At 58.4% G+C, this 25,070-nt stretch carries 22 protein-coding genes and 1 pseudogene; 16 read left to right on the plus strand and 7 right to left on the minus strand.

The window, feature by feature from the left end; all coding sequences use genetic code 11:
- The 5 genes from FHW68_RS09095 to FHW68_RS09115 all read left to right on the plus strand — a co-directional run bounded on the left by FHW68_RS09095 (position 1) and on the right by FHW68_RS09115 (position 3,791).
- Entirely contained in the window at positions 1-300 is a 300-nt protein-coding gene (locus tag FHW68_RS09095; protein WP_183680062.1) for a YciI family protein, read from the plus strand.
- Positions 301-410: 110 nt separating this feature from the next.
- Complete coding sequence (locus tag FHW68_RS09100) at positions 411-821, plus strand: translation initiation factor 2 (RefSeq protein ID WP_095634423.1); 411 nt, start codon at positions 411-413, stop codon at positions 819-821.
- A 7-nt stretch (positions 822-828) separates the two neighbouring features.
- A complete protein-coding gene (locus FHW68_RS09105; RefSeq protein ID WP_095634422.1) occupies positions 829-1,506 on the plus strand; it encodes a response regulator transcription factor in 678 nt (225 codons plus the stop codon).
- Between the two features lie 242 nt (positions 1,507-1,748).
- Positions 1,749-2,198 (plus strand): Spy/CpxP family protein refolding chaperone, encoded by a 450-nt coding sequence (locus tag FHW68_RS09110; protein WP_183680064.1) that lies wholly within the window; start codon positions 1,749-1,751, stop codon positions 2,196-2,198.
- 252 nt (positions 2,199-2,450) lie between these two features.
- A complete protein-coding gene (locus FHW68_RS09115; protein WP_183680066.1) occupies positions 2,451-3,791 on the plus strand; it encodes a HAMP domain-containing sensor histidine kinase in 1,341 nt (446 codons plus the stop codon).
- Between the two features lie 124 nt (positions 3,792-3,915).
- Here the strand turns inward: FHW68_RS09115 and FHW68_RS09120 are convergent, their stop codons facing one another.
- On the minus strand, positions 3,916-4,482 hold the full coding sequence (locus FHW68_RS09120) for an NAD(P)H nitroreductase (RefSeq protein WP_183680068.1): 567 nt from the start codon (positions 4,480-4,482) through the stop codon (positions 3,916-3,918).
- Between the two features lie 122 nt (positions 4,483-4,604).
- Here FHW68_RS09120 and FHW68_RS09125 point away from each other — a divergent pair, with 122 nt between their 5' ends.
- Positions 4,605-6,059, plus strand: coding sequence for a TrkH family potassium uptake protein (locus tag FHW68_RS09125; protein WP_095634418.1), 1,455 nt, complete (start codon positions 4,605-4,607; stop codon positions 6,057-6,059).
- Here FHW68_RS09125 and FHW68_RS09130 read toward each other — a convergent pair.
- Positions 6,016-7,077, minus strand: a complete 1,062-nt coding sequence (locus FHW68_RS09130) for an AraC family transcriptional regulator (RefSeq protein ID WP_183680070.1) — start codon at positions 7,075-7,077, stop codon at positions 6,016-6,018. The genes FHW68_RS09125 and FHW68_RS09130 overlap by 44 nt on opposite strands.
- Positions 7,078-7,235: 158 nt before the next feature.
- Here FHW68_RS09130 and FHW68_RS09135 point away from each other — a divergent pair, with 158 nt between their 5' ends.
- Positions 7,236-7,547, plus strand: a complete 312-nt coding sequence (locus tag FHW68_RS09135) for a DUF962 domain-containing protein (protein ID WP_095634416.1) — start codon at positions 7,236-7,238, stop codon at positions 7,545-7,547.
- Positions 7,548-7,610: 63 nt separating this feature from the next.
- Positions 7,611-8,201 carry an HD domain-containing protein gene (locus FHW68_RS09140; protein WP_095634415.1) on the plus strand — a complete coding sequence of 197 codons (591 nt, stop codon included), beginning with the start codon at positions 7,611-7,613 and terminating at the stop codon, positions 8,199-8,201.
- Positions 8,202-8,363: 162 nt separating this feature from the next.
- Here the strand turns inward: FHW68_RS09140 and FHW68_RS09145 are convergent, their stop codons facing one another.
- Positions 8,364-9,179 (minus strand): UDP-2,3-diacylglucosamine diphosphatase, encoded by an 816-nt coding sequence (locus FHW68_RS09145; protein WP_095634414.1) that lies wholly within the window; start codon positions 9,177-9,179, stop codon positions 8,364-8,366.
- Positions 9,180-9,327: 148 nt separating this feature from the next.
- On the opposite strand from FHW68_RS09145, the gene FHW68_RS09150 reads away from it, so the two are divergent.
- Entirely contained in the window at positions 9,328-10,086 is a 759-nt protein-coding gene (locus FHW68_RS09150; protein ID WP_095634413.1) for an AraC family transcriptional regulator, read from the plus strand.
- A 291-nt stretch (positions 10,087-10,377) separates the two neighbouring features.
- Entirely contained in the window at positions 10,378-11,271 is an 894-nt protein-coding gene (locus FHW68_RS09155; RefSeq protein ID WP_095634412.1) for a DMT family transporter, read from the plus strand.
- Here the strand turns inward: FHW68_RS09155 and FHW68_RS09160 are convergent.
- The 4 genes from FHW68_RS09160 to recQ form a co-directional block, all read right to left on the minus strand.
- Positions 11,265-11,552 carry a SelT/SelW/SelH family protein gene (locus FHW68_RS09160; RefSeq protein ID WP_095634411.1) on the minus strand — a complete coding sequence of 96 codons (288 nt, stop codon included), beginning with the start codon at positions 11,550-11,552 and terminating at the stop codon, positions 11,265-11,267. The genes FHW68_RS09155 and FHW68_RS09160 overlap by 7 nt on opposite strands.
- Positions 11,553-11,714: 162 nt before the next feature.
- On the minus strand, positions 11,715-13,526 hold the full coding sequence (locus FHW68_RS09165; protein WP_183680072.1) for a FimV/HubP family polar landmark protein: 1,812 nt from the start codon (positions 13,524-13,526) through the stop codon (positions 11,715-11,717).
- Positions 13,527-13,654: 128 nt separating this feature from the next.
- Positions 13,655-14,089 (minus strand): MarR family transcriptional regulator, encoded by a 435-nt coding sequence (locus FHW68_RS09170; protein ID WP_008074924.1) that lies wholly within the window; start codon positions 14,087-14,089, stop codon positions 13,655-13,657.
- Between the two features lie 121 nt (positions 14,090-14,210).
- The gene (gene recQ / locus FHW68_RS09175) at positions 14,211-16,337 is read right to left on the minus strand and encodes a DNA helicase RecQ (RefSeq protein WP_183680074.1); all 2,127 of its coding nucleotides are present in this window, start codon (positions 16,335-16,337) and stop codon (positions 14,211-14,213) included.
- A gap of 336 nt (positions 16,338-16,673) precedes the next feature.
- On the opposite strand from recQ, the gene FHW68_RS09180 reads away from it, so the two are divergent.
- From FHW68_RS09180 to lapG, 6 genes and pseudogenes are all read left to right on the plus strand, one after another.
- Entirely contained in the window at positions 16,674-17,261 is a 588-nt protein-coding gene (locus tag FHW68_RS09180) for a YecA family protein (protein ID WP_095634408.1), read from the plus strand.
- A gap of 10 nt (positions 17,262-17,271) precedes the next feature.
- Positions 17,272-17,667, plus strand: a complete 396-nt coding sequence (locus FHW68_RS09185; RefSeq protein WP_183680076.1) for a YbaN family protein — start codon at positions 17,272-17,274, stop codon at positions 17,665-17,667.
- A 208-nt stretch (positions 17,668-17,875) separates the two neighbouring features.
- Positions 17,876-20,080 (plus strand): hypothetical protein, encoded by a 2,205-nt coding sequence (locus tag FHW68_RS09190; protein ID WP_183680078.1) that lies wholly within the window; start codon positions 17,876-17,878, stop codon positions 20,078-20,080.
- A gap of 102 nt (positions 20,081-20,182) precedes the next feature.
- A pseudogene (locus FHW68_RS09195) lies at positions 20,183-20,422 on the plus strand (YbaN family protein); the annotation flags it as partial.
- A 381-nt stretch (positions 20,423-20,803) separates the two neighbouring features.
- Positions 20,804-23,857 carry a hypothetical protein gene (locus FHW68_RS09200; RefSeq protein WP_183680080.1) on the plus strand — a complete coding sequence of 1,018 codons (3,054 nt, stop codon included), beginning with the start codon at positions 20,804-20,806 and terminating at the stop codon, positions 23,855-23,857.
- Between the two features lie 496 nt (positions 23,858-24,353).
- Entirely contained in the window at positions 24,354-25,058 is a 705-nt protein-coding gene (gene lapG / locus FHW68_RS09205; RefSeq protein ID WP_183680082.1) for a cysteine protease LapG, read from the plus strand.
- Positions 25,059-25,070: the final 12 nt, after the last annotated feature.

The following is a 25,070-nucleotide window of genomic DNA, read 5'->3' on the forward strand; positions in this document are numbered from 1 at the left end:
ATGCTTTACGCAATCATTGCCACAGACGTTGCCGATTCCCTGCAAGCCCGCCTGGCCGCACGGCCTGCGCACCTTGAGCGCCTGCAAGTGCTTAAAGGTGAAGGTCGCATCGTATTGGCCGGTCCGCACCCGGCCATCGACAGCAATGATCCGGGCGCGGCGGGTTTCACCGGCAGCCTGATCGTTGCCGAATTCGATTCCTTGAGCGCCGCCCAAGCCTGGGCCGACGCTGATCCGTACATTGCCGCAGGCGTCTACGCCAATGTTTTGGTCAAGCCCTTCAAGCAAGTCCTGCCTTAGTACCCTGTCGCGCGATGAGCCTTGTCGGTTCATCGCGCGTTCAATCGCTCATTATTCTCGTTTACCGGCCGACAACCTGCCCAATACCCGTATTGGAATCAGGAGTTGCGATGCGCAAAGGTCCGTTGTGTCTGATGTTGGTGACGTTGTCGATCATGGCGCCCGCCCACGGTGAAGAAAGCGTCGATGTTGGCAATTCCACGCCGCTGTCCTTGAGTGCCGGCAGCCAGATCACCGAGTTGCAGCAGCGCTTGAAGGCAAGCGAGCAGCAACGAGAAGCACTGAGCAAACAATTGCAAAATACCGATGGCGAACGCGAAAGCGCTCAGTTGAGCCGGTTGCGCCAAGAGAATCAGCGCCTGAAGCTGCAACTCAAGGAAATCCAGGCCAGTCCGCTGCCACGCCTGCTGACAGATCAGCAACAGTGGTTCGTGATCGGGGCCGGAGTAGCGCTATTGGCGCTGCTCTGCGGTATCTTCGCCAGTGGTGCACGTAGAAAACGTCGGCAATGGCTAAATTGAGTGAGTCATGAGCGAGCTGTTATTAATTGATGATGATCAGGAGCTGTGTGAGCTCCTGAGTAGTTGGCTGAGCCAGGAAGGCTTTCAGGTCCGCGCCTGCCATGATGGCCGGAGCGCGCGCCGCGCGTTGGCTGAAACGTCCCCGGCGGCTGTGGTGCTGGATGTGATGCTGCCTGACGGCAGCGGCCTGGAACTGCTCAAGCAACTGCGCAACGACCATCCGGAATTACCAGTGCTGATGCTGTCGGCCCGTGGCGAACCGCTGGACCGTATTCTCGGCCTGGAACTCGGTGCCGATGATTACCTGGCCAAACCGTGCGACCCCCGGGAACTGACAGCCCGCTTGCGTGCAGTATTGCGCCGCAGTCATCCGACGGCAGTTTCCAGCCAGCTCGAATTGGGTGACTTGTGTTTCAGCCCGGTGCGTGGCGTGGTCAGCATCAATGAACAGGAATTCACCCTCACCGTCTCCGAAAGCCGTCTGCTCGAAGCCCTGCTCAAGCAACCGGGCGAGCCGCTGGACAAACAGGAACTGGCACAAATCGCCCTCGGTCGCAAACTGACGCTGTACGACCGCAGCCTGGACATGCACGTGAGCAACCTGCGCAAAAAAATCGGCCCACACTCCGACGGCCGCCCGCGCATCGTGGCCCTGCGCAGTCGCGGTTATTACTACAGCCTCTGAACCTGACGCGAACCTTTGTAGCAGCTGTCGAGCCCCAGCGAGGCTGCGCAGGCTCGCTGAGGCTCGACAGCTGCTACCAAGGCCATGTTTCGTTGGAGAGAAATCGGCGAAGTGTTGGAAGTGTCAGGAAGGTAGAAAATCATCTTTACCCAAGCTTTACGCTCCGCTGACCGCCGCTGACCTTGATCTGCGTAATCTGCACACATCCGGAACGTACCGGGAACCAGACAAGGAGATACACCATGCGCAAGACTCTTATCGCTCTGATGTTTGCTGCCGCCCTGCCGACCGTTGCCATGGCCATGCCGGAAGGCGCAGGCCCGATGGGTGACCACATGGACGGCTCACGCCACGGCGGTCAGATGCACGGCATGCACGGTAAAGGCCCTTACAGCCAACTGGACCTGAGCCGCGAACAGCGCGAGCAAATCCGCAAGATCATGGGCGAGCAGATGCGTGAGCGTCAGCAATTGGTCGACAAGTACCTGGAAAAACTCTCGCCAGCGGATCAGAAAGCCCTGAAAGACGAGATGGCGGCCAAGCACAACAAAGCCGAAGCCGACGTTCGCGCACTGCTGAAACCGGATCAACAGAAGCAATTCGACGAGATCCAGAAGAAAAAGGCTGAGCGTCGCGCCGAATGGGCCGAGTTCAAGGCCTGGAAAGCGGAAAAAGCGCAAAAAGCGCAATAATGGGCTAACCCCGGACCCGACGGCCAACACCGTTGGGTCTGTTGCCATTCAGTCTAATGCGGGAACGGGCTTGTGTGGCGAGGGGGCTTGCCCCCGTTGGGTCGCGAAGCGGCCCCGACATTTCAAAGTTAAACCGCAGGTAATGGTTTACGACTGCTTCGCAGCCGAACGGGGGCAAGCCCCCTCGCCACACGGGCCCCCTCACCACAGGGCTCGCTCTCACATGGATTTGTGTTTGTTTGAGGATTTTCTGTGCGCTCATTGTTCTGGCGTATCCTGGCCAGTTTCTGGCTGGCCATCGCTCTGGTTGCAGGGCTTTCGATTCTGCTTGGGCACATGCTCAATCAGGACACGTGGATTCTCAGTCGCCACCCAGGCCTCAACACCTTGGCCGAACAGTGGACGCAAACCTACGAAAGCCAGGGAGAAGAAGCCGCCCAGAACATTCTGGAACAACGCAAGCGCCAGTATCACATCAACGTCCAAGTGCTCAACGAGGCCGGCGACCCGGTGGTACGCGGCACCTTTCCACCGCGGGCGGCGGCCTTCGAAGCACGGCGGAACAACGATGATCGACGCCTGCCATGGCGGCGTCTGACCGATGAATACACCAGCGCCAAGACGGGCGACACCTATCTGCTGATCTATCGCGTTCCGCACCCCGAACTGGACGCCTGGCATCGCGAAAGCCTGCTCTGGCCGTTGAGTGCACTGGGCATCGCATTGGTGGTGTTGACCCTGTTCAGCTTGCTGGTGACCTTCTCCATCACGCGCCCCCTGAGCCGTTTACGAAGCGCCGTGCATGACCTGGGGCAGACCACGTATCAACAGACCAGCCTGGCGCAACTGGCCAACCGCCGCGATGAATTCGGCGTGCTGGCCAACGACTTCAATCGCATGGGCGCGCGCCTGCAAAGCCTGATCGGCAGCCAGCGGCAATTACTGCGGGACGTGTCTCACGAATTACGTTCACCCTTGGCCCGATTGCGCATTGCCTTGGCATTGGCCGAACGGGCCAATCCTGAGGAGCGAGAAAAACTCTGGCCACGCCTGACCCGTGAGTGTGATCGACTGGAAGCATTGATCAGCGAAATCCTGGTACTGGCGCGCGTCGATGCCGACAACGCCAGTGCTGAAGAGGTCGATCTCAATGCGCTGCTCACTGCCTTGCAAAAAGACGCCCAGTTGGGTTCGCCCGAGCAGAACGTGCGCCTTAAGGCCGAGCCGCAACTGAACCTCAAAGGCTGGCCGACCATGATCGAGCGCGCCGTGGACAACCTGCTACGCAATGCCCAGCGTTTTAACCCGGTCGGGCAACCGATCGAAGTGCAAGCGTTGCGTCAGGGCGACAGGATTGTGGTCAGTGTGCGCGATCATGGCCCCGGCGTAGAAGCGGAGCATTTGAATCAGCTGGCGGAACCGTTCTATCGGGCACCGGGGCAAACAGCGGCCGGGCATGGCCTCGGGCTGGCCATTGCGCGTCGTGCGGCGGAGCGTCATGGCGGCAGTCTGGTGCTGGCCAATCACCCCGAGGGCGGGTTTGTTGCCAGCCTGGAATTGCCGTTGGTGCCGGGGGCGGTAGTGCAACCTTAAATTCGGTGGTGATGCAAGAAGATCGCAGCCTCGTTTCACTCGACAGCTCCTACACAGCTCCTACAGATGTACATATTTCCCTGTAGGAGCTGTCGAGTGAAACGAGGCTGCGATCTTTTGATCTTCAGACCTTACCGGACCAAGCGCTGACAAACTCGGTCAAATCAACTTTCTCCGCCACCCGTGGTTCTTTCTGCGGCGTGCCCAGGTAAAGAAACGCAATCACCTGCTCCCCTTCCGCCAATCCCAAACCTTTGGCCACATGCGCCGAATAAGCCAGCTCACCGGTACGCCACACCGCGCCAATGCCCTGCGCATAAGCGGCCAGCAAAATCCCGTGAGCGGCACAGCCAGCTGCCAGTAATTGCTCGGACTTCGGCACTTTGGCGTGTTCCTGCAATCGGGCAATCACCACAATCACCAGCGGCGCACGCAGCGGGCCGTTGCGCGCCTTGTCCAGCAAGGCTTCGGACACATCACTGTCTTGCAGTTTCGCCGCCTCGGCCAGCAACTCGCCCATCTGCTCGCGCGCCGCGCCTTCGACTGTCAGGAAGCGCCAAGGCTGCAAGTGGCCATGGTCTGGCGCGCGCATCGCAGCGCGAAACAGCACTTCGCGTTGTTCGGCAGTGGGTGCCGGATCGAGCAGTCGTGGGACGGAAACACGGTTGAGCAAAGCGTCGAGAGCCTGCATCGGCCACCTCCTGTAGAAAATGTTTGGCTATTCTAGCGTCAACTGTCGTGAAGGCGTCGGTTTACATGCCCTGCCCCGCAGGTAGAATGGCGCCCTTCCTACTATTAGCCCGAGCGGACTTCATGGCGTTGCCGACCTTACGGATCATTGGTTTCATCATCGGCATCTTCCTGATCACGCTGGCCATCGCCATGGTCGTGCCCATGGCCACGCTGGTGATCTTCGAGCGCACCAGCGATCTGCCGTCGTTCCTCTGGGCGAGCATGATCACCTTTGTCGCCGGCCTGGCCCTGGTGATACCCGGGCGTCCCGAGCACATCCATCTGCGTCCGCGCGACATGTACCTGCTGACCGTCAGTAGCTGGCTGGTGGTGTGTATCTTCGCCGCCCTGCCGTTCCTGTTGACCCAGCACATCAGCTACACCGACTCGTTCTTCGAAAGCATGTCCGGCATCACCGCCACTGGAGCGACGGTGCTCAACGGCCTGGACACCATGTCCCCCGGCATCCTGATGTGGCGCTCCTTGCTGCACTGGATCGGTGGCATCGGCTTTATCGGCATGGCGGTAGCGATTCTGCCCCTGCTGCGCATCGGTGGCATGCGGCTGTTTCAGACCGAGTCGTCGGACCGTTCCGAAAAGGTCATGCCCCGTTCGCACATGGTGGCGCGTTTGATCGTTGCGGCCTACGTCGGCATTACCATTCTCGGCAGCCTGGCCTTCTGGTGGGCCGGGATGAGCCTGTTCGATGCCATCAACCATGCGATGTCAGCGATTTCCACCGGCGGCTTCTCCACCTCCGACAAGTCCCTGGCCAAGTGGCCGGAGCCTGCGGTGCATTGGGTCGCCGTGGTGATCATGATTCTCGGTGCCCTGCCATTCACACTGTACGTGACGACGCTGCGCGGTAACCGTCAGGCCTTGATCAAGGATGAACAGGTTCGGGGCCTGCTCGGTATGTTGCTGGTGACCTGGCTGGTGCTCGGCACCTGGTACTGGTGGACGACCCAGCTGCATTGGCTGGAAGCCTTGCGGCATGTGGCGCTGAACGTGACGTCGGTGGTGACCACCACCGGTTTTGCACTGGGGGACTACAGCCTCTGGGGCAACTTCTCACTGATGCTGTTCTTTTATCTGGGGTTTGTTGGGGGCTGCTCGGGGTCGACCGCTGGCGGGATCAAGATTTTCCGCTTCCAGGTTGCCTACATTCTGCTCAAGGCCAACCTTAACCAGTTGATTCACCCGCGCGCGGTGATCAAGCAGAAATACAACGGCCACCGTCTCGACGAAGAGATCGTGCGCTCGATCCTGACCTTTTCGTTCTTCTTCGCCATCACCATTTGCGTCATCGCACTGCTGCTGTCGCTACTGGGCGTGGACTGGATGACCGCGCTGACCGGCGCGGCCGCCACGGTGTCTGGCGTAGGCCCGGGGCTTGGCGAAACGATTGGCCCGGCGGGTAACTTCGCCAGCCTGCCGGATGCCGCGAAGTGGATTCTATCGTTCGGCATGCTGCTGGGCCGGCTGGAGATCATTACGGTGTTTGTCCTGTGTATCCCGGCGTTCTGGCGTCACTGATCGGCATGGGCGCTGCCATCAGCCGCGCCCGGTATTCGCCGGGCGTGGAATCGTACCAGCGTCGAAAGGCACGGAAGAAGTTGCTCGGATCGGCAAACCCCAGCAGGTAGGCAATTTCCAGCAGAGTCATGTTCGGTTGTGCCAGGTATTGCTCAGCCAGTTCACGCCGGGTGTCATCCAGCAACGTCTGAAAACTCGTGCCTTCTTCCTGCAAGCGACGTTGCAAGGTGCGTTGCGACAAGTGCAGCGTCTGGGCCACCGCATCGCGCTTGGGTTCGCCCTGGGGCAGCAGACGGCATAATACCTGCCGTGCCTTGTGCGTCACGCGGCTCTCGGAAAACCGTGCCAGGTATTCGCCGGCAAACCGGTCGTGCAGCCGCGCCATGGCCTCGTTGGCGGTGGGCAGCGGCGCCTCCATGTCAGCGCGCTCGAAGATCAAGGCATCATAGGGCGCATTGAACATCAACGGGGCGTGGAAAGCTTGTTTATAGGGTTCAAGATCGACGGGGTAATCGCCTTGCAGCAAGACCTTGCGCGGCTGAAGCGTACGGCCGGTCAGCCAGCCGCAAAGTGCCAGGGCACAGGCCAGCGAGGCTTCGGCACTCTGGCGGGTGGGCGGCAGATGATCGCCATGCACCGTCAGAATCAGCGCATACCCCTCATCCAGTAATCGGAAACTCAAGTCGGCACTTTCGGCGATGATGCGCTGATAACGCACCAGGCGTTGAAAGCCTTCGGCCAGGGTCTGGCTGGACATCAGCGCATAACCGGCGACATGGAAGGACGCCGGTCGCACCACCTTGCCCATGTTCAGGCCGATCGCCGGGTTGCCGGACAGCTCGACCGCGCGCTGCCAGAGCCGCGTCATGGAATCTTGCGGGAAGCGCGCATCAGGGTCATCCAGTGCCGCATAGTCGAGCCCCAGCTGTTTGAACAGAACCCGGCAATCCAGGCCGTCCATTTCCAGTGCTTTGACAATCCCCATCGCCCAGCTTGCAGAAGTCGTTCGTTCGCTCATGGCGTTTACTACGTGATGGCCGCATGCCACGACCCAATACCCAAGGATACTAAAGTGGCGCCTATTGTCACTGGCTGATACCAATGATCACTCTAGACTTAAATAAGCTACCTGCAGAACAACTTGTCGCGTGCACAGCTACCACAGAGATTGCAGTCGTGGACAACATCAAGCGTTTCAACAGCTTCGCTGAGTTTTACCCGTATTACCTCAGCGAACATCGCAACAGCACCTGTCGACGATTGCACTTTGTCGGCACTTCTCTGGTTATCTTCATTCTGGTGCTGGCCATCGGCAACGGCGCGTGGTGGATGTTACTGGTCCTGCCGCTGGCCGGTTACAGCTTCGCCTGGGTCGGGCATTTCTTCTTCGAGAAAAATCGCCCTGCCACCTTCAAGCATCCTCTTTACAGCCTGCTCGGCGATTTCGTCATGTACCGCGACATGATGCTGGGTCGCGTGGCGTTCTAGGGGGCGTTGAATCCAAGCCCTACACTCAACACATCCCTTTCAATCAGAACAAGAGGATAGCCGATGAATGCCCACGCCCGTTTTACCCATATGCAGGACGGCACGCAGGAAGACTGGGCGATCATCGCCGCAGATTTCAGCGCCTATGCCCGGCAATTGTCCAAACGGATCGTGGCGCATCTGAAGTTACTGGAGGGGGATTTTGGCGGTTTCCCGGTGGATCGTCTGACCCACTCCCTGCAAACCGCCAGCCGAGCCTGGCGCGATGGTCGGGACGAAGAATACGTGGTCTGCGCCCTGCTCCATGACATCGGTGACACGCTGGGTTCCTACAATCACCCGGACATCGCCGCAGCGATCCTCAAGCCGTTCGTCAGCGCCGAGAACCTGTGGATAGTAGAAAAACACGGAATTTTCCAAGGCTATTACTTCTTCCATCACTTGGGCATGGATCGGCATTTGCGCGAGCAATTCAGCGGTCATCCGCAGTATCAGGCGACCATCGAATTTTGCGCCCGCTACGATGCGGCGGCGTTTGATCCGGCGTACGACACACTGCCGCTGAGCTTCTTCGAACCGATGGTAGAGCGGCTGTTTGCGCAACCGAAGCATTCGATTTACAAGGCGGCGATGGAAGAACATTCGCCGGCCTGATCAGTGTCAGCGTCTGTGGCGAGGGGGCTTGCCCCCGTTCGGCTGCGCAGCAGTCGTAAAAACCGACAAATGCGGTTTACCCCATACAACCGGGATGAATGATTTCGGGTTCGCTTTGCGCCCCAACGGGGCAAGCCCCCTCGCCACAAAGGCTCCTCTGGTTCACACCGGCTCGGCGACCTTCACCGCCTTCAATCCGGCCTCCCGCGCCTGGGCATCGGCCAACCGATACAGCTCGATCGAGCCATCCCAATGCTCGATCAGCGCCGTGCACGACTCCACCCAATCCCCACAATTGAGGTAATCGACTCCGCCAACCTTACGAATCTCGGCATGGTGAATGTGCCCGCATACCACGCCATGCAACTCGCGTTTAACGCATTCATGGGCGATGGCTTCTTCAAAATCGCTGATGAAGCTGACGGCGGTTTTGACCTTGTGCTTGAGGTACGCCGACAGCGACCAGTAGCCGTAGCCATAACGGGCCCGCCAATGGTTGAGCCAGCGATTGAGCGTCAGGGTGAATTCGTAGGCCGAATCGCCGAGGAATGCCAGCCAGCGGTGGTAGCGGGTGATCACGTCGAACTGATCACCGTGAATCACCAGCAGATGACGACCATCGGCGGTCACGTGCACGGCTTCGTCTACCAACTGGATATTGCCCAAGATCAGCTTCGAATAACGGCGCAGGAACTCGTCATGGTTGCCGGTGACGTAGATCACCTCCGTACCGCGCTTGCTCATGGTCAGCAGACGACGAATCACATTGGTGTGCGCCTGGGGCCAGTACATGCCGCTGCGCAGTTTCCAGCCATCGATGATGTCGCCGACCAGGTAGACCTTGTCCGCGTGGTAGCCCTTGAGAAATTGCGACAGGTGTTCGGCCTGGCAGTCCCGGGTGCCCAGATGCACATCGGAAATCCACAAGGTCCGCACACGTTGCTTACGGCTGGGTTTGGCGAGCTCGGCGCTGGTCATGGGCAAACCTCAGGACAAGTTTTGGCAAGCTTGCGCCGGTCGGGTGAATTGCCCATGACAATCGCAAGTCAGTCCTGTGACAACACGCGCATGCGTACCCTCGGTGTAGACTGGCGCCTCCCTCATCAAAATCGCCATGAGACCTGCGATGAGACCGATCCTCACACTTCGCCAGTACACCCACGACCTGATCGTCCACAGCCACGACCACGCACAACTGGTGTTCGGGCTGTCGGGCGCGCTGGACTTCGAGGTCGAAGGGCATGGTAGTCAGGTGGTGCAGCAGAGTTTTGTGGTGGTGCCGTCGGGCGCACATCATGCCTGCGACAGCGCCCGTGGCAGTCGTTGCCTGGTGCTGGATGTGCCGAGTGCACAGTGGGTTTCGCAGTCCCTTGGCGATCACGCCGAAGCCAGCCGCCGCTTGCTCGACAATGCCGGGCGCCTGTCGCTGGACGCCGGGCAAAGCCAGCTGGTGAGTTGGCTGGCAGGCAGTCAAATCAATGATCCGCTGATAGCGCAGCAAGGCGCGGTGCTGTTGTTGGCCAGCTTGAACAACGCCAAACCCGACAGTGTGGGCGGTCGGCGCCTGCCCTATGCGGCATTGAATGCGCACATCGATCAGTACGCGGCCTATCCATTGCAAGTCGCCGATCTGGCGCGCATTGCCGGCCTGTCCAGCGCCCGGTTGCATGCGCGGTTCGTGGCGGAATGCGGGCAAACGCCGATGGACTACATTCGCAGTCGCCGGCTGCACATTGCCGTGCGCCTGTTGCGCGATTCAGCGCTGCCCATTGGCGAGATTGCCTGTCGGGTCGGTTACAGCTCGCAAAGTGCATTCGCCGCCGCAGTGCTGCGTGAGTTCGGCGCCTCGCCCGGTAAATTGCGCCGCGAGGCTGGCGACAAATGACGCGAGTCTGGCGACAGACATAACCAGCCCGGCACGATTAAATGTAGCCGCTGGCGGAGCCTGCGTTTGAGCGCGAAGCGGTCGTAAAAACCAGTGCACGCGGAGTCTCAGGCACACCACACTGTCCCGATTGCGACCGCTTCGCGCTCGAACGCAGGCTCCGCCAGCTGCTACAGAAGGCAGCGATCTTTGGGATCGACGAAGATCAAGATCAAAAGATCGCAGCCTTCGGCAGCTACCACAGGGCCGATGGTTGTCGGCTGGATTCGATACGTCTTATCAAGGATTGCAATGACTCCCCGTACCGCCCTTGGCGCTCTGCATATCGGTGCACTGATGTTCGGCCTGACCGGTGTATTCGGTAAACTCGCCGCTGCTTCGCCGGCGATCATCGTGTTTGGCCGGGCCGCGTTTGCCGTCCTCGCCCTGGCATTTTTCGCACGGTTCGCAAGCGCTACCCGTTGGCAGAAACTCGATGCAGTGGACCTGCGTCGCCTGCTACTCAGTGGCTTGCTGCTGACCGGGCACTGGGTGAGTTTCTTCATCGCCGTGAAGGTGGCCGGAGTGGCAATCGCGACCCTGGGGTTTGCCAGTTTCCCGGCGTTTACCGTGATTCTCGAAGGGCTGATCTTCCGCGAGCGCATCCGCGCCAATGAAATCCTCTTGGTGGTACTGGTCAGCATCGGATTGGTGCTGGTCACGCCGGATTTCGATCTGGCCAGCGGCGCTACCACCGGCCTGTTGTGGGCGGTGGCTTCCGGCTTGTTATTCGCTCTGCTGTCGCTGACCAACCGCGCCAGTTCGGGACGCATTGCGCCGGTGCAGGCGGCTCTGTGTCAGAACGTGGTGGTTGCGATCTGCCTGCTGCCGGTGGCGGCGCCCCAGTTGAGCGAAGTGCGAGCCATCGACTGGCTGTGGATCGGCCTGCTCGGGGTGTTCTGTACCGGCGTTGCCCATAGCCTGTTCGTCGCCAGCCTGGCGGTGATCAAAGCCCGGACCGCGTCTGTGGTGTTTGCCCTGGAGCCGGTTTACGGCATCACCCTGGCCTGGTTGTTGTTCAATGAAAACCCGACCTTGCGCATGTTGATTGGCGGCGCGCTGATCATCGTGGCTATTGTGGTTTCCAGCCGATTGTCCGGCAGTTCAAGCAAGAGTGCCGTGGGGGCGCAAGCCCCGTCTCACTGAGTGCGGTCGTTGTGGCCCAGGTCGCGGTCCGGATCGATCTGATCACGGACCCGCTGCTTGAGCACCTTGGCCTCGGGAAAACCACCGTCGGCCTTGCGCTCCCAGAGCTGCACATCGTCACAGAAAATGTGAAAAACCCCGCCGGTGCCGGGCACCAGAGACACTTTGCCCAGGTCGTCGCCGAAGGTGCTGAGCAGTTCCTGGGCCAGCCAGGCGGCGCGCAACAGCCATTGGCATTGCGTGCAATAGGTGATGACGATTTCCGGTTTACGTGCGCTCATGATTGGCAAAACTCCTGGGCCTGGGGGCGTCGCCATAATAGCCGCCTTGCCCCTGATTCTGTAGGAGCGAGGCTTGCCCGCGAAGAACGATGACGCGGTTTATCAGGACAACCGCATTGTCGTTCTTCGCGGGCAAGCCTCGCTCCTACATGGGTAAGGGTGTTATCGGATACCGGCCAACAGCGTCCGGGCCGTTTCCTTGAGCGGTTCGTCGCCTTCCTTGAGCAGCTCGTTAAGCAGTTCGATGGCGCTGTCCAAATCGCCGTCGTCGATGCAGGTCTGGGCCTGTTCGAGTTTGCCCGCGCTGCTCGGTCCGGACGGTTCCACATCCATCAATTCGGCACTCAGCGGCTCAAGTTCCAGCGGCTGGCCTGGGTCGCTGAACGCGTTGAGAAAGGTCTCGTCCAGCGATTGAGCGTCGGGTTCGGCGATCCATTCAAGCTCGGGCTCGTCCAGCATCGGCTCCTCGGGCATTTCGAAAACATCAGGCAACACGTGCAGGTTCGAGGTAAACCCGGGCTCGTCTGCCTGCGTGGGCTCATTCGACGGTTTGGTGCTGGACGGTGAGTTTTCGAAGGGGCTGATCAGGTCCCAGTTCGAATCCATCGACAGGTCATCGAGGTTCAACTGGAACTCATCGCTCGGCGCAGCTTCAGGGATTGCGGGGGTGGGAGGAACCACTGCCACGGCGGCGATTATCGGTGCGGCGCTGACCAATTTCGGATGGCGGGCGCGGATATCCTGAAGCTGCTGTGCATCGAACCCGGCCTCTCGCAGGCTGCTTTCCTGCGCATCATAAGCTTGCACGTCGCCCTGCTTACCGAGGACTTCCAACAGTTGCACGGCCAGATCGGTGCGCTGGGGTTCCCTGACCAATGCGTCTCGCAACAAACCGGCCGCCTCGGACAAACGGCCATACGCCAGATAAATACCCACCCCTTCCAGCACGTCGCCTGCCGGAGGTTCTTCAGTCGATCCGGCTAGTGGTTGCGGCCGGGACGTCAACCTGATCGGCTCTTGCGTGTGGTGGGGCTCCGGTTCATGACGCAACGGCTGCACAGGTAACGGCTCGGCCTGGACCCGAGCCTCAGCTTGCTGTCGTTGACGACGAATGAAAACGGCAACCGATAGCAACGTCACCAGTGCCAGCAACCCGATGATCAGCAGCCACGGCGTCGGTTCGGACTCCTCTTCTACAACGGGCGCAGGTACCGTCACCTGCGGCACGACCGGCTCTACCGGCGCCTGTTTGACTTCCGCCAATTGGGCTTGCAGCTCGATCACCTGCTTTTTCTGCCCGGCGATCTGCTCATCCTGCGCCTGAAGCCTGGCATTGAGTTCATCGATAGACTTTTGCAGCTGCTGGTTCTGCAGCACGCTGGCGGCCAACTGTTCGGCAATAGCATCATTCGCGGGCGCGGCAGCTGGTTTATCGGCATCAGGCTTGGGCGTCGCCGCCTTCGCAGCAGGTGGCGATGCAACAGCCGGTTCGACGGACGGAAACGCAGAAGACTGAAGGCCCGGCGCGGGTTCGTCGTTGACAGGAACAATGCCCGGTGACCCCGGCGGATCGATCAGCACTGTGTATTCGCGCAGCAATCGCCCGCTGGGCTGATTGAGCTGCACCAGAAAATTCAGGAAGGGTTCATTGACCGGTTTACTGGACGTTACCCGGATCAGGCTGCGATTGCCCCGCAGGATCGGTGTGAACTTCAGGTCGTTGAGGAAGAACACCCGCTCGACGCCAGCGCGGCTGAACTCGTCCGCCGTCGCCAGGCTGACCGATAACTCGCCCTCCGCCAGGCCGCCAGCGTCCACCAAAGCAATGTCGGCATTGAACGGCTGATTCAACGCAGAATGCTGGGTGATCTCACCCAACCCGAGCGCAGGGGCCAATGCCGAGTAAGTGACAGCACCACCGACCAGCAGCAGCCTGGTGCAACACCGCAATACAACGTGCCAACTCTCGAGCATGAGCATCCCTTAGATAACCTGAACCAACCTGTACGTATTCGCACATCCGGTACGAACACGATATCGACTAGTAGTTCTTTATAGTCTGCCCAACGGGGTATCTCAAAAGTCCGGCGCGTGGTTATGCCTCAAGATTTTTCCAGGTTACCCAGGATGTGCCCGTGGACCCGCATGCAGACTTTCAAATCCGCCTCATCGACGCCTTCGAACAGTTCGTGGCGCAATTGAGTGGCAATGGTTTCAATTTGTTCGATCAAGGGTCGGGCCGGGGCACAGAGGACGATTTTTTTTGCCCGACGGTCTTCCAGTACGGATTGGCGTTGCACCAGGCCCTGGCTTTCCAGGCTGTCGAGCAGTCGGGCCAGTGTAGGCCCTTCGACGCCGACGCTTTGCGCCAGTTCGCGTTGGGTGGGAGCAGTCTCGAAACGTGCCAGGTGCAGCAGCACCAGCCAGCGCGCCTGGGACAGACCCAGGCCAGCCAATCGGCGGTCCAGTTCGGCACGCCAGCCCCGAGACATCTGGGCCAGTTGCATACCAAAGCGGTGTTGATCGGTTAACGGCATAAAACACTCATGGTTAGACTGAAAATAGAGAAAAGCTAATTATTAGTCAGCTAAGCATGACCTTTGGCTATAGGCAAGGCTTGCCCCTGTACTGAATCGTTACATCTGTGCCGCAGGTCATTCAGACTTCGAATTCCGACTGCAGGGCGGCACGAACGCAATACAAAACGCCTTCCGGAACCCTGCCCGCGAACAGCGCGGCAATCTCTGACACCGGTGGCAACTCGCCTTCGCCGTCAAGGAAAGCGTCCTGAACTTCGCCCATCAACTCTTCAGGCAGGTCCAGCGCCTGTTCCAGTGACAACTGCTGCTTGCCAATGGCCTCGGCAAGCATTGTGTAAACGTTCTTTTCCGAGCATTGCAGCTGACCGGCGATCTGCAGCGGTGTCATGCCGGCCCGGGCCAGCGTGATCAGCTCATGACGCACATCGGCCACCACTTTCGGCGCCTCGACCTGACCGCCGAGCACTTCGAGGAAGGCTTCGCCGTAACGTTCCAGTTTGCGGGCGCCGACACCGCTGACCGTGGCCATTTGCGCCAGCGAAGTTGGCTGGCTGCGGAGCATTTCCAGCAGGGTCGAGTCAGGGAAGATGACGTACGGCGGCACGCCATGCTCTTCGGCGAGTTTGCGACGCAGGGCACGCAAGGCTTCCCACTGTTCGCGCTCTTCGCCGCGAACCAGTTGGCTGGCCTGGCTCTTGCTGCTTTTGGCGGTGGTTTGCGGCTTGAGGTCGCGACGCAGTTCCAGGGTTACTTCGCCCTTGAGCAATGGCCGGCAGGTGTTACTCAGGCGCAGGCCGCCGTAGCCTTCGAGATCGATATCCGCCAGGCCACGGGCAACAAGCTGGCGGAACAAGGAGCGCCATTCGCTCTCCCCCATCGCTTTGCCTACGCCGTATACCGACAGATGCTGATGACCGAAGCTGCGAACCTTTTCGTTGTCCTTGCCCAGCAATACGTCAACCAGATGACCGACGCCATAACGCTGGCCGGTGCGGTAAATCGCCGACAGCGCCTGACGGGCCGGCTCCGTGGCATCCCAGGTTTGCACGCCGTCGATGCAGTTGTCGCAATGGCCGCAGGGCTCGGGCATGTCTTCGTCGAAGTAGGCGAGCAGGGTCTGGCGGCGGCAGCGGGTTTCTTCGCAGAGCGAAAGCATGGCGTCGAGCTTGTGCTGCTCCAGACGCTTGTGACGCTCGTCGCCTTCGGAGTTTTGCAGCATCTGCTTGAGCATCACCACGTCCTGAAGACCGTACGCCATCCAGGCATCCGCTGGCAGGCCGTCACGCCCGCCGCGACCGGTTTCCTGGTAATAAGCCTCAAGGGACTTCGGCAAATCCAGGTGCGCGACAAAACGCACGTTGGGCTTGTCGATGCCCATGCCGAACGCCACGGTGGCGACCATGATCAGGCCTTCCTCATTGAGGAAGCGCTTTTGGTGATGGGCTCGCGTGTCGTTGGCCAGACCGGCATGGTATGGCAGCGCCGGGAAACCTTGCTCGCTGAGGAACACCGCCACTTCGTCGACCTTTTTACGGGACAGGCAGTAAACAATGCCGGCGTCGCTGCGCCGCTCAGCGAGGAACGCCAGCAACTGCTTGCGCGGCTGTTCCTTGGGCACGATGCGATAAAAAATATTGGGGCGGTCGAAACTCGAAAGGAAGCGCTCGGCATTCTGCAAATGCAGGCGATCGACGATTTCTTCGCGGGTACGCTTGTCGGCCGTTGCGGTCAGGGCAATGCGCGGGACATTGGGAAACAATTCCGCCAATTGCCCCAGTTGCAGGTATTCCCGACGGAAATCGTGACCCCATTGGGACACGCAGTGCGCTTCGTCGATGGCGAACAAGGCGATTTGTAGGCTTTGCAGGAAGGCCAGCATGCGTGGCTGAACCAGACGCTCGGGCGCCAGGTAAAGCATTTTCACCTCGCCGCGCTTGATCCGCGCCGCCAGATCACGCTGTTGCTCAGCGCTTAGCGTGGAGTTCAACGACGCCGCGGCGACGCCCAGCTCTTCGAGGGTCGCGACCTGATCGTCCATCAGCGCGATCAGCGGCGACACCACCACCGCCAGGCCTTCACGCAGCAGTGCCGGCACCTGGAAGCACAAGGACTTGCCGCCACCCGTAGGCATCAGCACCAGGGCATCGCCGCCACTGGCCACGCGCTCAATGATTGCACCCTGACGGCCACGGAAACTGTCGTAGCCGAAGATGTCCTTGAGGACGCGTTGAGCCTGTTCGAGCATAAAAACTCCAAAAATCACCGAAACATCCCTGCAAGGCTGGTTCAGAACCACGGAAGCTGCACTGACAAATCGTAAGTACGCATTGCATGCCCTTCACATTTCAGCCGTGACGCCAGCAGGGCATCACAAAACGCGCGAGTATACCCGAGGCCTGTCCGGCAAAGGACGCCGCTGAGAAGAGGAACGCACCGCCGCTCCCACAGGGATTGGGCCAGACTGGCGGTATCGACAACCACAGAATCCCCCCGCAAGGCTGCAAATATGCCGAGCGGCTGGCCCAAGCGCTCAAGAAGGCCTAGAATTCCCGCATCGTATATTCCCCAAGGTAGCCCTTTAATGTCCTTCGCTGAGCAACTAACCCGCCTGCAAGTCTTCCTCGACGCCGACGAGCTGCATGACGAGGCGCTGGACTACGTGGCCGCCCACGGCTACCTCACCGCGCTGTCGATCTGTTCCGAAGAAGTTCCCGAGCGTGAATGGATCGACGCGCTCTTCGCTGAAGAGCCGCATTACGCCGACGACACCGAGCGTGAAGCGATCGAATCCACGCTGGTGCTGCTCAAGGCGCACATTGCCCGCCAACTGGCGTCCGATGAAGAATTCGAGCTGCCATGCGAGCTCGACCTGGGCGACGACCCGGACGATTCCGACCTGCGCGGCTGGTGCATCGGCTTCATGGAAGGCGTGTTCCTGCGCGAAGCGGCCTGGTTCGAAACCGCCGAAGAAGAAGTCAGCGAAATGCTGCTGCCGATCATGGTCGGTTCCGGTCTGTTCGACGAACAGCCAGAGTTCGAAGACATCGCCAAAGATGCCAACCTGATGGACGACATGATCGTGCAGATCCCGGAAGCCCTGACCGCGCTGTACCTGCTATGCCAGGCTCCAGACGAAAAACCGGCGATTCTCAAGCCACGTCACCACTAAGGTTTTGCCTATGGACAACCCCATAGGCAACCGCCCCCTGATGTTGCGCTACGTGCTGCTGGCCATCGGCTGGCTGAGCGTAGCGCTGGGGGTGATCGGGATTTTCCTGCCGGTGCTGCCCACCACACCGTTTCTGTTACTGGCGGCCGCCTGTTTTGCCCGCAGTTCGCCACGTTTCTATCAGTGGCTGGTCGAACATCCACGGCTTGGGCCGTGGGTTCGCGATTACCTGGATGGCAATGGCATTCCGCTCAAGGGCAAGGTCTATGCGATCGGGCTGATGTGGGCGAGCATCCTGTTCTCTTGTTATCTGGTGCCGCTGCCGTGGGCGCGGGGGTTTATGTTGACCAGTGCGGTGCTGGTGACGCTCTATATCCTGCGGCAAAAGACCCTGGATAAAACCTGAGGATGATCTGGCCGGCCTCCTCCACTTCACCGAGGTGGGGAAAATCACTGGAAACGGCCTGCGGGCCGTTTTTTTGTCGGTTTGAAAGCCTCCATGCCAACCACTCGTCGAAAACCTGCCCCGACCTGTCAGATCTGACAGTTGCCGTTCTCTCTCCTCGGGTGTGAGATGAGCCTCCCTATCGGATACGGCTCGTCAGGAGCAAACCATGGACATCCAGTCTTCAGAGTTGAACGAAGTGTTTGTGCTGTATCCGATTATCATCCAAGGCTGGGTCACGCCAGTGAAACCTGACGGCATCGCTCACGGCGGCATTCCCAAACTCCTTTATGATGGAGAGCCACAAGGCCTGGAATGCCTGGTCGACCCCTGGTCTGAACTTCGGTTGTTCAACTCGACCATGGCGGTAGATGATCGCGTCGATCTGTACGTCAACGACGACATCACGCCAGCGGTGGGCGAGACCATCGCGCCGGGCGAGGAGCAATTGCGTGTACGTTTATACCTGCCGCACGGCCGGTTGAATCATGGCGTGAATCGGCTGTATTACAAGGTCACCCGAGCGGGTGGCAACATCGAGACCTCCCGGGACCTGAGGGTGCTGTACCACCTGCGAATCGCCGAGGGCCTGGACCTGGTGATTCCGCCGGATGTTCTCAGCGACGGCGTCGATGCCGCCCGCGCAACGCAAGGCGTGGAGTTCGGGTTTACCTACAATAACCGCCGCGCTTACGACCGTATCGAATTCCGGCCGGGGGATACCTCGATCCTCTTTGACGTACCGAATGCACCGGCAGCGGTGACGCAAACACTGTTCACCGACGCCTTTCAGAAAGCGGGCGACAACCCCAGTGCAGTGGCCGAATTTTATGTTATCGATCAGTTAGGCAACCGCAGCAAGTCGCCGGAAAAGCGTGTGGACATTCATCTCAGCCGATTGAATCTGCCCGCCCCGACCGTGAAAGGCCAGATCGGAAACAATTTCAGCCCCACCCAGCCGGAATTGCGAGTGCTGGTTCCGCGAGGCGCGCTATTGCTCAGCGACCTGTTGTCAGTCATCTGGCAAGGCGCGACGGGCATTGCGGCAGGTTCCTACACCAGCACGCCACGGTTGGTCAGCGCCGGACTTGAAATCGCCGTGCCACGATCGGTTCTGGCCTATAGTCTGGCCAAAGTGGTGACTGTCACTTATGTCATTGAGCGTAATGGCGTACGCAGCACTTCATTGCCGTTGAAGCTGAATATTCTCGCATTGCCGGCAACGGCCCTTAACCCGCCGAAGATCATCGAAGCCGACGCTAACAACTTCCTGGATGTCATTGCACTCGGGACAAAAAACGCCACCATCCATGGCTTGCTCTGGACGCTGATCGAAGTGGGACAGCAGGTGTGGTTGAAACTGGAGGGGAAAAAAGCCAATGGCACGGCGCATAACCTGACTATCTGGAATGGCAGTGGACACTATGTCAACGGAACCTGGGTCGCCCAGGGCTTTTGGCCAAGATCATTGGTCAACAGTTACCTGAAAGAACTGGGTGACGGTTCCACCTTGACCCTGAAATTCAAGGCCGCATTGGATAAGAGCAACATCCAAGCCAATGCCGTGGTGTTTCCGGACCGGGTCTACACGATCCGGGCAGCGGCCCTGCTCAGCCCGACGATCACCTCGGTCAAAGGCTCACCGAGCAATGTCGAGATCGCCAACGGTGCGAGTACCTCTGACACCACACTCGTGTTCAGCGGCAAAGCTGCGCCCGGTCAGCAGATCGAGTTGCGTGACAAAGGCGTGGTCAAAGCCACGGTGGCCGTGGATGCGGCAGACAACTGGAACCATACCCTGACCGGACAAGCCATCGGTGCCCATAGCTACACCGCCAAGGCGAAATACGGGACTCTGCCGGAGTCGGTAGCGCGGACACTGACCGTCGTAGCCCTCATACTGCAGGAAAACTTCGATAGCTATTCAACCAGAATAATATCCGTAGGCGAACATATCAGCCTGCCAAGTATGAAGATTTACTTTCTTAGTGGAAGTGGATATCTAGGAATTACAAGCCTTTCAAGTATAAGCGAAGCCCATGGCGGTCCATTTAGCGCAATACCCAACCAAAGCGCAGGGCAGATTCTGGAGATGCATGTAAATGCTTCTGGCACGTCACAAACTATGCGCATCCGCTTTAACTGGGGATATTCAAATGTCAGCTGCTATTGGAGATTCGTTCAATTCAACGACATCTTGGTGTCCTTCCTCAATGAGCAAAACCAACAACTGCATACTACATACCTGTTAGACAAGGCCGAACCACAATTAGTCTCATATGGAACCGCTGAGAACAGCATCTGGGGCATGGAAATCAAAACTCCAAGAATGGATTTGATTGCCATGGACCACGTCAGACTGCAGCGCAAATAAATTTTTGAGAAGGTTACGTTCGCAGCCTCCGACCACTCTTACACATATTGTATTCGCACTGTAAAGTACCGAAGGCAGCGATCTATTCAGGCGCCTGTTTTTAGCCCGCAGTTCGCCAAGTGGCTAGTTGAACATCCACGGCTTGGGCCGTGGGTTCGCGACTACCTGGATGGCAATGGCATTCCGCTCAAGGGCAAGATCTATGCGATCGGGCTGATGTGGGCGAGCATCCTGTTCTCTTGTTATCTGGTGCCGCTACCGTGGGCGCGGGGGTTTATGTTGACCAGTGCAGTGCTGGTGACGCTCTATATCCTGCGGCAAAAGACCCTGGACAAAACCTGAGGATGATCTGGCCGGCTTCCCCCACTTCACCGAGGTGGCAGTGCCCATAGCTACACCGCCAAGGCGAAATACGGGACTCTGCCGGAGTCGGCGGTCCGTACACTTACTATCGTGGCGAATATCGCTCCGACTGGGTTACATATAAAGTAGAATTGAGGGAATTACTTATCCAACAGTGCGGTAACTTTCTCGCGATAGCGGTGGGGTCAATCAACAGTATGTCGAATTATCGTAATGATATCGGCCCCACTCGACGCTCTTGACCGTTCGTCTTAAACCTCCGTTTACCTGTCAGATATGACAGTAGGCAAGTATTGCTGCCCACGCTCTAATCCTTTTCGAACCCCACGTCCTGCGGGCGTCTCAAAAAGGTATTCCGTCATGACCAACTTATTGTCCAATACCGATATACAAGCCCTTGTATTTCCCCCCGATCGCGGTATCGGAGTTCTGGCCGTCCCGCCACCCTACCCGGTCGGTCACAAACTGCAAAACGATGGTGCATCAGGGGTCAACATCAACATGGTCTATGGCGACCGGGACGGATTGCTGGTCTACATCCTCGCTTATCTGGGCATGGCGGTCGGCGACTACATCAAGGTTTACCTCGATTCAAGGAATGCTCCTGTTGCCGAATTTTTTGTCACCGATGCGCACTTCGATGGGCCAGAACCGAAGAATATTCCGTTCTACATCTCGGCCAAAGATATGGAAGCCAGGTTTTCGCCTTTACTGTCTGCAAACAAGAACCTCTGGTTCTGGGTCAGACGCATAAGTGAGAATACCGAAGAATCACCGCCCGTTTCGCTGTTTTACAAGTATCCGGCACCCGGCGAAGTGGATACCGACGGCGGAAAGCCATTCAATCAAGGGCTCAAGTTGCCCGTGGCTTCGGAGAGCTTTGTCGATCAGACGGTGATCAACGACGGCATGTTCGTGACGGTGGTTGAATACTTCAATCAATCCATTGGTGACAGGGTGGTACTTGTCTTTGGCTCCCGGAAGCTGGAAGTCATCGTCTCTGCATTAGGGGATGTGATTTTTGAGCTGACACCGGAGTTGCTTGCGACCCTGACGTCCACCAACAGCCTGGTGGTGCGCTGGGAAGTGTTCGATGCAGTGGAAAACTCCAGCGGCTGGTCGGATGCTCTCATTCTCCCGTTCAAACCCGGCATCGTATTGTTGGCCGCACCAATCTTTGAACAAGCGGACCCCGATAATGTGCTGCACCACGATTTGCTCTTGGGCGGTCCTACCAATGTACTGGTCATTGGGGTATTTGCACTAAACGACCGGATCGAGCTGACTCTGACAGGCTTCACCAAAGGTGGCGAACCAGTCAGCCATACCTACAGCCAGACACTGAACGCCGCCAGCAGAACAGTGAACTTTCCAATCGAGAATGAAAAACTGCGCAATCTGATCGGGGGTTCCTTGCGTGCGTCTTATCAATTGATCAAGGCCAGCGGGACCCAACTCTCGAAACCTGCCGATATCACCATCAGCGGCACATCCCTGTCATTGGGCTTACCGATTGTCGAGCCGTTGGTGGACAACAAACTACCAGTGGACACCGTCATGGCCTCGGTGCGGGTCGCTGATTACTGGCCGTTGAAAGCCGGTGCTACCGTCGAGGCCCGCTGGCAAACCAGTGATCCGGACGGAATTGCGGCCCTGTTCATTTTCCGCCTGATCGTCACCGACCCTACACAACCGGTGATTTGCAAAGTACCTGCCAAATACATCGCGCCCTATACCAGTAGCCCTTTGACGGTGCAATGTGTGATCACCAATGTGGGAGAGTCGCCGGTTTATTCACAATTGCTGCAATTGATGATTGGCGGCGAAACCCAGATTGTTCTGAAACCAGCGTTTCCGGTGGCGGCGGCGAGTCCGATTGACGTACTGGCCTATCCGAACGGGGTGACTATGCGCATCGAATACCTCGACGCGCTGGACGGGGATCGGGCACGGTTAGTCGAAGTCAATCCGCCGACCGGGACACCGCAGTTTCCGCTGGTAGCGTTCAACATCAATAAACGGGTGAATACGGTGTTGAGTCCGGCGTTTCTGGCGGCTCGGCAGGGCAAGGACATTGGATTGCGGTGGAATTTGAATCGGGGCGGAGTGCTGGTTGGCAAGTCGCCGGTGATGACGCTGAGTGTGTTGAAAATTGTAGAGGGGGATATTCGGCTGCCGATACCTACCATTGCTGGCGTGAGCGACAATGGCCTGGACGTAAACAAATTGCAGGCCAGTGACCTGTTGCAAGTGAGCCAATGGCCGCTACAGGCAGTGGGGCAACCCGTGTCGTTGAGCTACGCAGGGATCGATGACAACGACAACCCGGTGGTTTACGAAGATCGTAAAGGTGAGCCCAATACGCAAATGCCAGGGTTTACCAGTCCTGTGCCGCTGAGCTGGTTGAAAACGCTCAAGAATAACAGCGTGCTGAAGGTGTTCTTCAAGGTGAACTTTGACGGTGTGCCTGACAGTGCTTCGGCAACGGGTTTTCCTGTACGAAGTTATACCGTCAGTGTGTTGGCGGAGGATATGACACTCAAGATCACCTCGGTCAAAGGCTCCCCGAGCAATACCGAGATTACCGATGGCGCCAGCACCGCCGAGAAATCGTTTGTGTTCAGGGGCAAGGCTGCGCCCGGCCAGCAGATTGAATTGCGTGACAAAGGCGTGGTGGTCGGAAACCCAATCCCAGTGGATACGGCACACGACTGGACCCATACCCTGACCAATCAGGCCACCGGCGACCATAGCTACACTGCCAAGGCGTTATATGGCAGCGGGGCAGAAACAGTGGCGCGGACATTAAGGATCACCGCTGGCTTTGCGCTGGCGATCACCTCGGTGAAGGATTCCTTCAATCAGCACATCCGACAACATGGAGGCGCGGTTACCGCAGTAAAATCCGTGTCGGGCAAAGCCCCTGTTGGCACGGAAATAGTGCTCAGTGACGCCAGCGATGGCAGTTTTCTGGGCAGCACAAAAACCACGTTGCAAGAAACATGGAATATCCCCACCAGTAGTAGTCTCGACTTAAGGCAGGGGCCATACCGCTTTGTCGTATATGACAAGAACGATCCCGGAGCGACATCTGCTGAATACCTTGTCAGCGTCGAGACTCGAATTGCTCATCGAATCACTCGGCTAGAGGATCAGGACGGTAACCTCATCACCAATGGTTCAACTACCTACAATTCCACTTTTATCTTGAGAGGCATTGCTACACCGAAGCAAACGATTAGCGTCAACTACGGCTATAATCCCTCCGGCGAAACTATTGGCTCAATGGACGCTCAGGCGGATGCTCAAGGTAACTGGAACTGCACTTTCTTTTCGCTGAGTCCTGGATATTGTTGGTTCGGTGTGTATGCCCTTTCTAGCTGGAGCGAGTTCTGGGAAATTAGCATTATATAATAGTAACCAGTATTGACTTTCATTCGCCGCCCCCTCTAAAGACAGTCAAAAAAAGCGCGGACGGATTTATATATCGATTATCTCCCTGTCGATTTATTTATCCGTCCAATCTTCATTCGACTTCAGCACATTCGAAGGCAACTGGTATTTAATCGATAGCCGCACCTATGCATTCTGTTTTGTGTTTCCGAGAACGGCTTTTGCCGGGCGACCATGCCCAAGGGGCTTGCCTTACCCCGTGGCTCGGTTTTTTTGTGGTGAAGGGGCTCGCCCCCGCTGGGTTGCAAAGCAACCCCAGAACCGCCAACCGATCTTGTCCTGACGCTCCGCATTGATTGGTTTTACGACTGCTGCGCAGCCGAACGGGGTGATGCGGCGTTCCGACAAACCCCCTCGCCACAAAAGCATCTCGCTGACGTCCTTTCGTCCGACGACCTGCCCTACCCCGCCCAAATCAACGCCTAGACTTCAGACATCTGCAGCCGAGCAGCCAGACATGTCCCGCAGTCCGCGTAGCCCAGGATGGTTGACGCTCCGACTTCGGTTCGGCGGATGGCTGTTGGCGAGTTTTCTGCTGGCCGGGTTGGGCAGTGTCTGGGCCGACCGGGATTTTGCGCAGGTTCTGCAAACCGCCGAAAAACGCTATGGCCCCCTTGGCCCCGCCCGGGGGCGGATCGAGGCCTGGAGTCAAATGCTGCAAAGCCAACTCAATCAGCCCGAGCGCGAACAACTGAACGCGGTCAATCGCTTCTTCAATCAACAATTGAATTTTCAGGATGACACGCGCATCTGGCGTCAGACTGATTACTGGGCCACACCAGTGGAATCCCTGGTCAAAGCCGCAGGCGACTGTGAAGACTACGCCCTGGCGAAATATTTCAGCCTGCGTTACCTCGGAATTCCCAGCGAGAAACTGCGCATTACCTACGTCAAGGCATTGACCCAGAACCAGGCGCACATGGTGTTGACCTTCTACAGCAGCCCCACGGCCGACCCGCTGGTGCTGGATAACCTGATTGGCGAGATTCTCCCCGCCTCCCAACGCAAGGATCTGCTGCCGGTGTACGCCTTCAATGCCGAAGGCCTGTACTTGCCGGGGGCCCATGGTGGTAAACGCAGCAGCGACTCGAAAAAACTGTCGCGCTGGCAAGAGGTGTTGCAAAAGATGCACATCGAAGGGTTCGCCGTGGGCGAAGGCTAGCCGCACAGCAAG

The organism is Pseudomonas sp. Tn43 (genome assembly GCF_014192635.1).
Lineage (GTDB): Bacteria > Pseudomonadota > Gammaproteobacteria > Pseudomonadales > Pseudomonadaceae > Aquipseudomonas.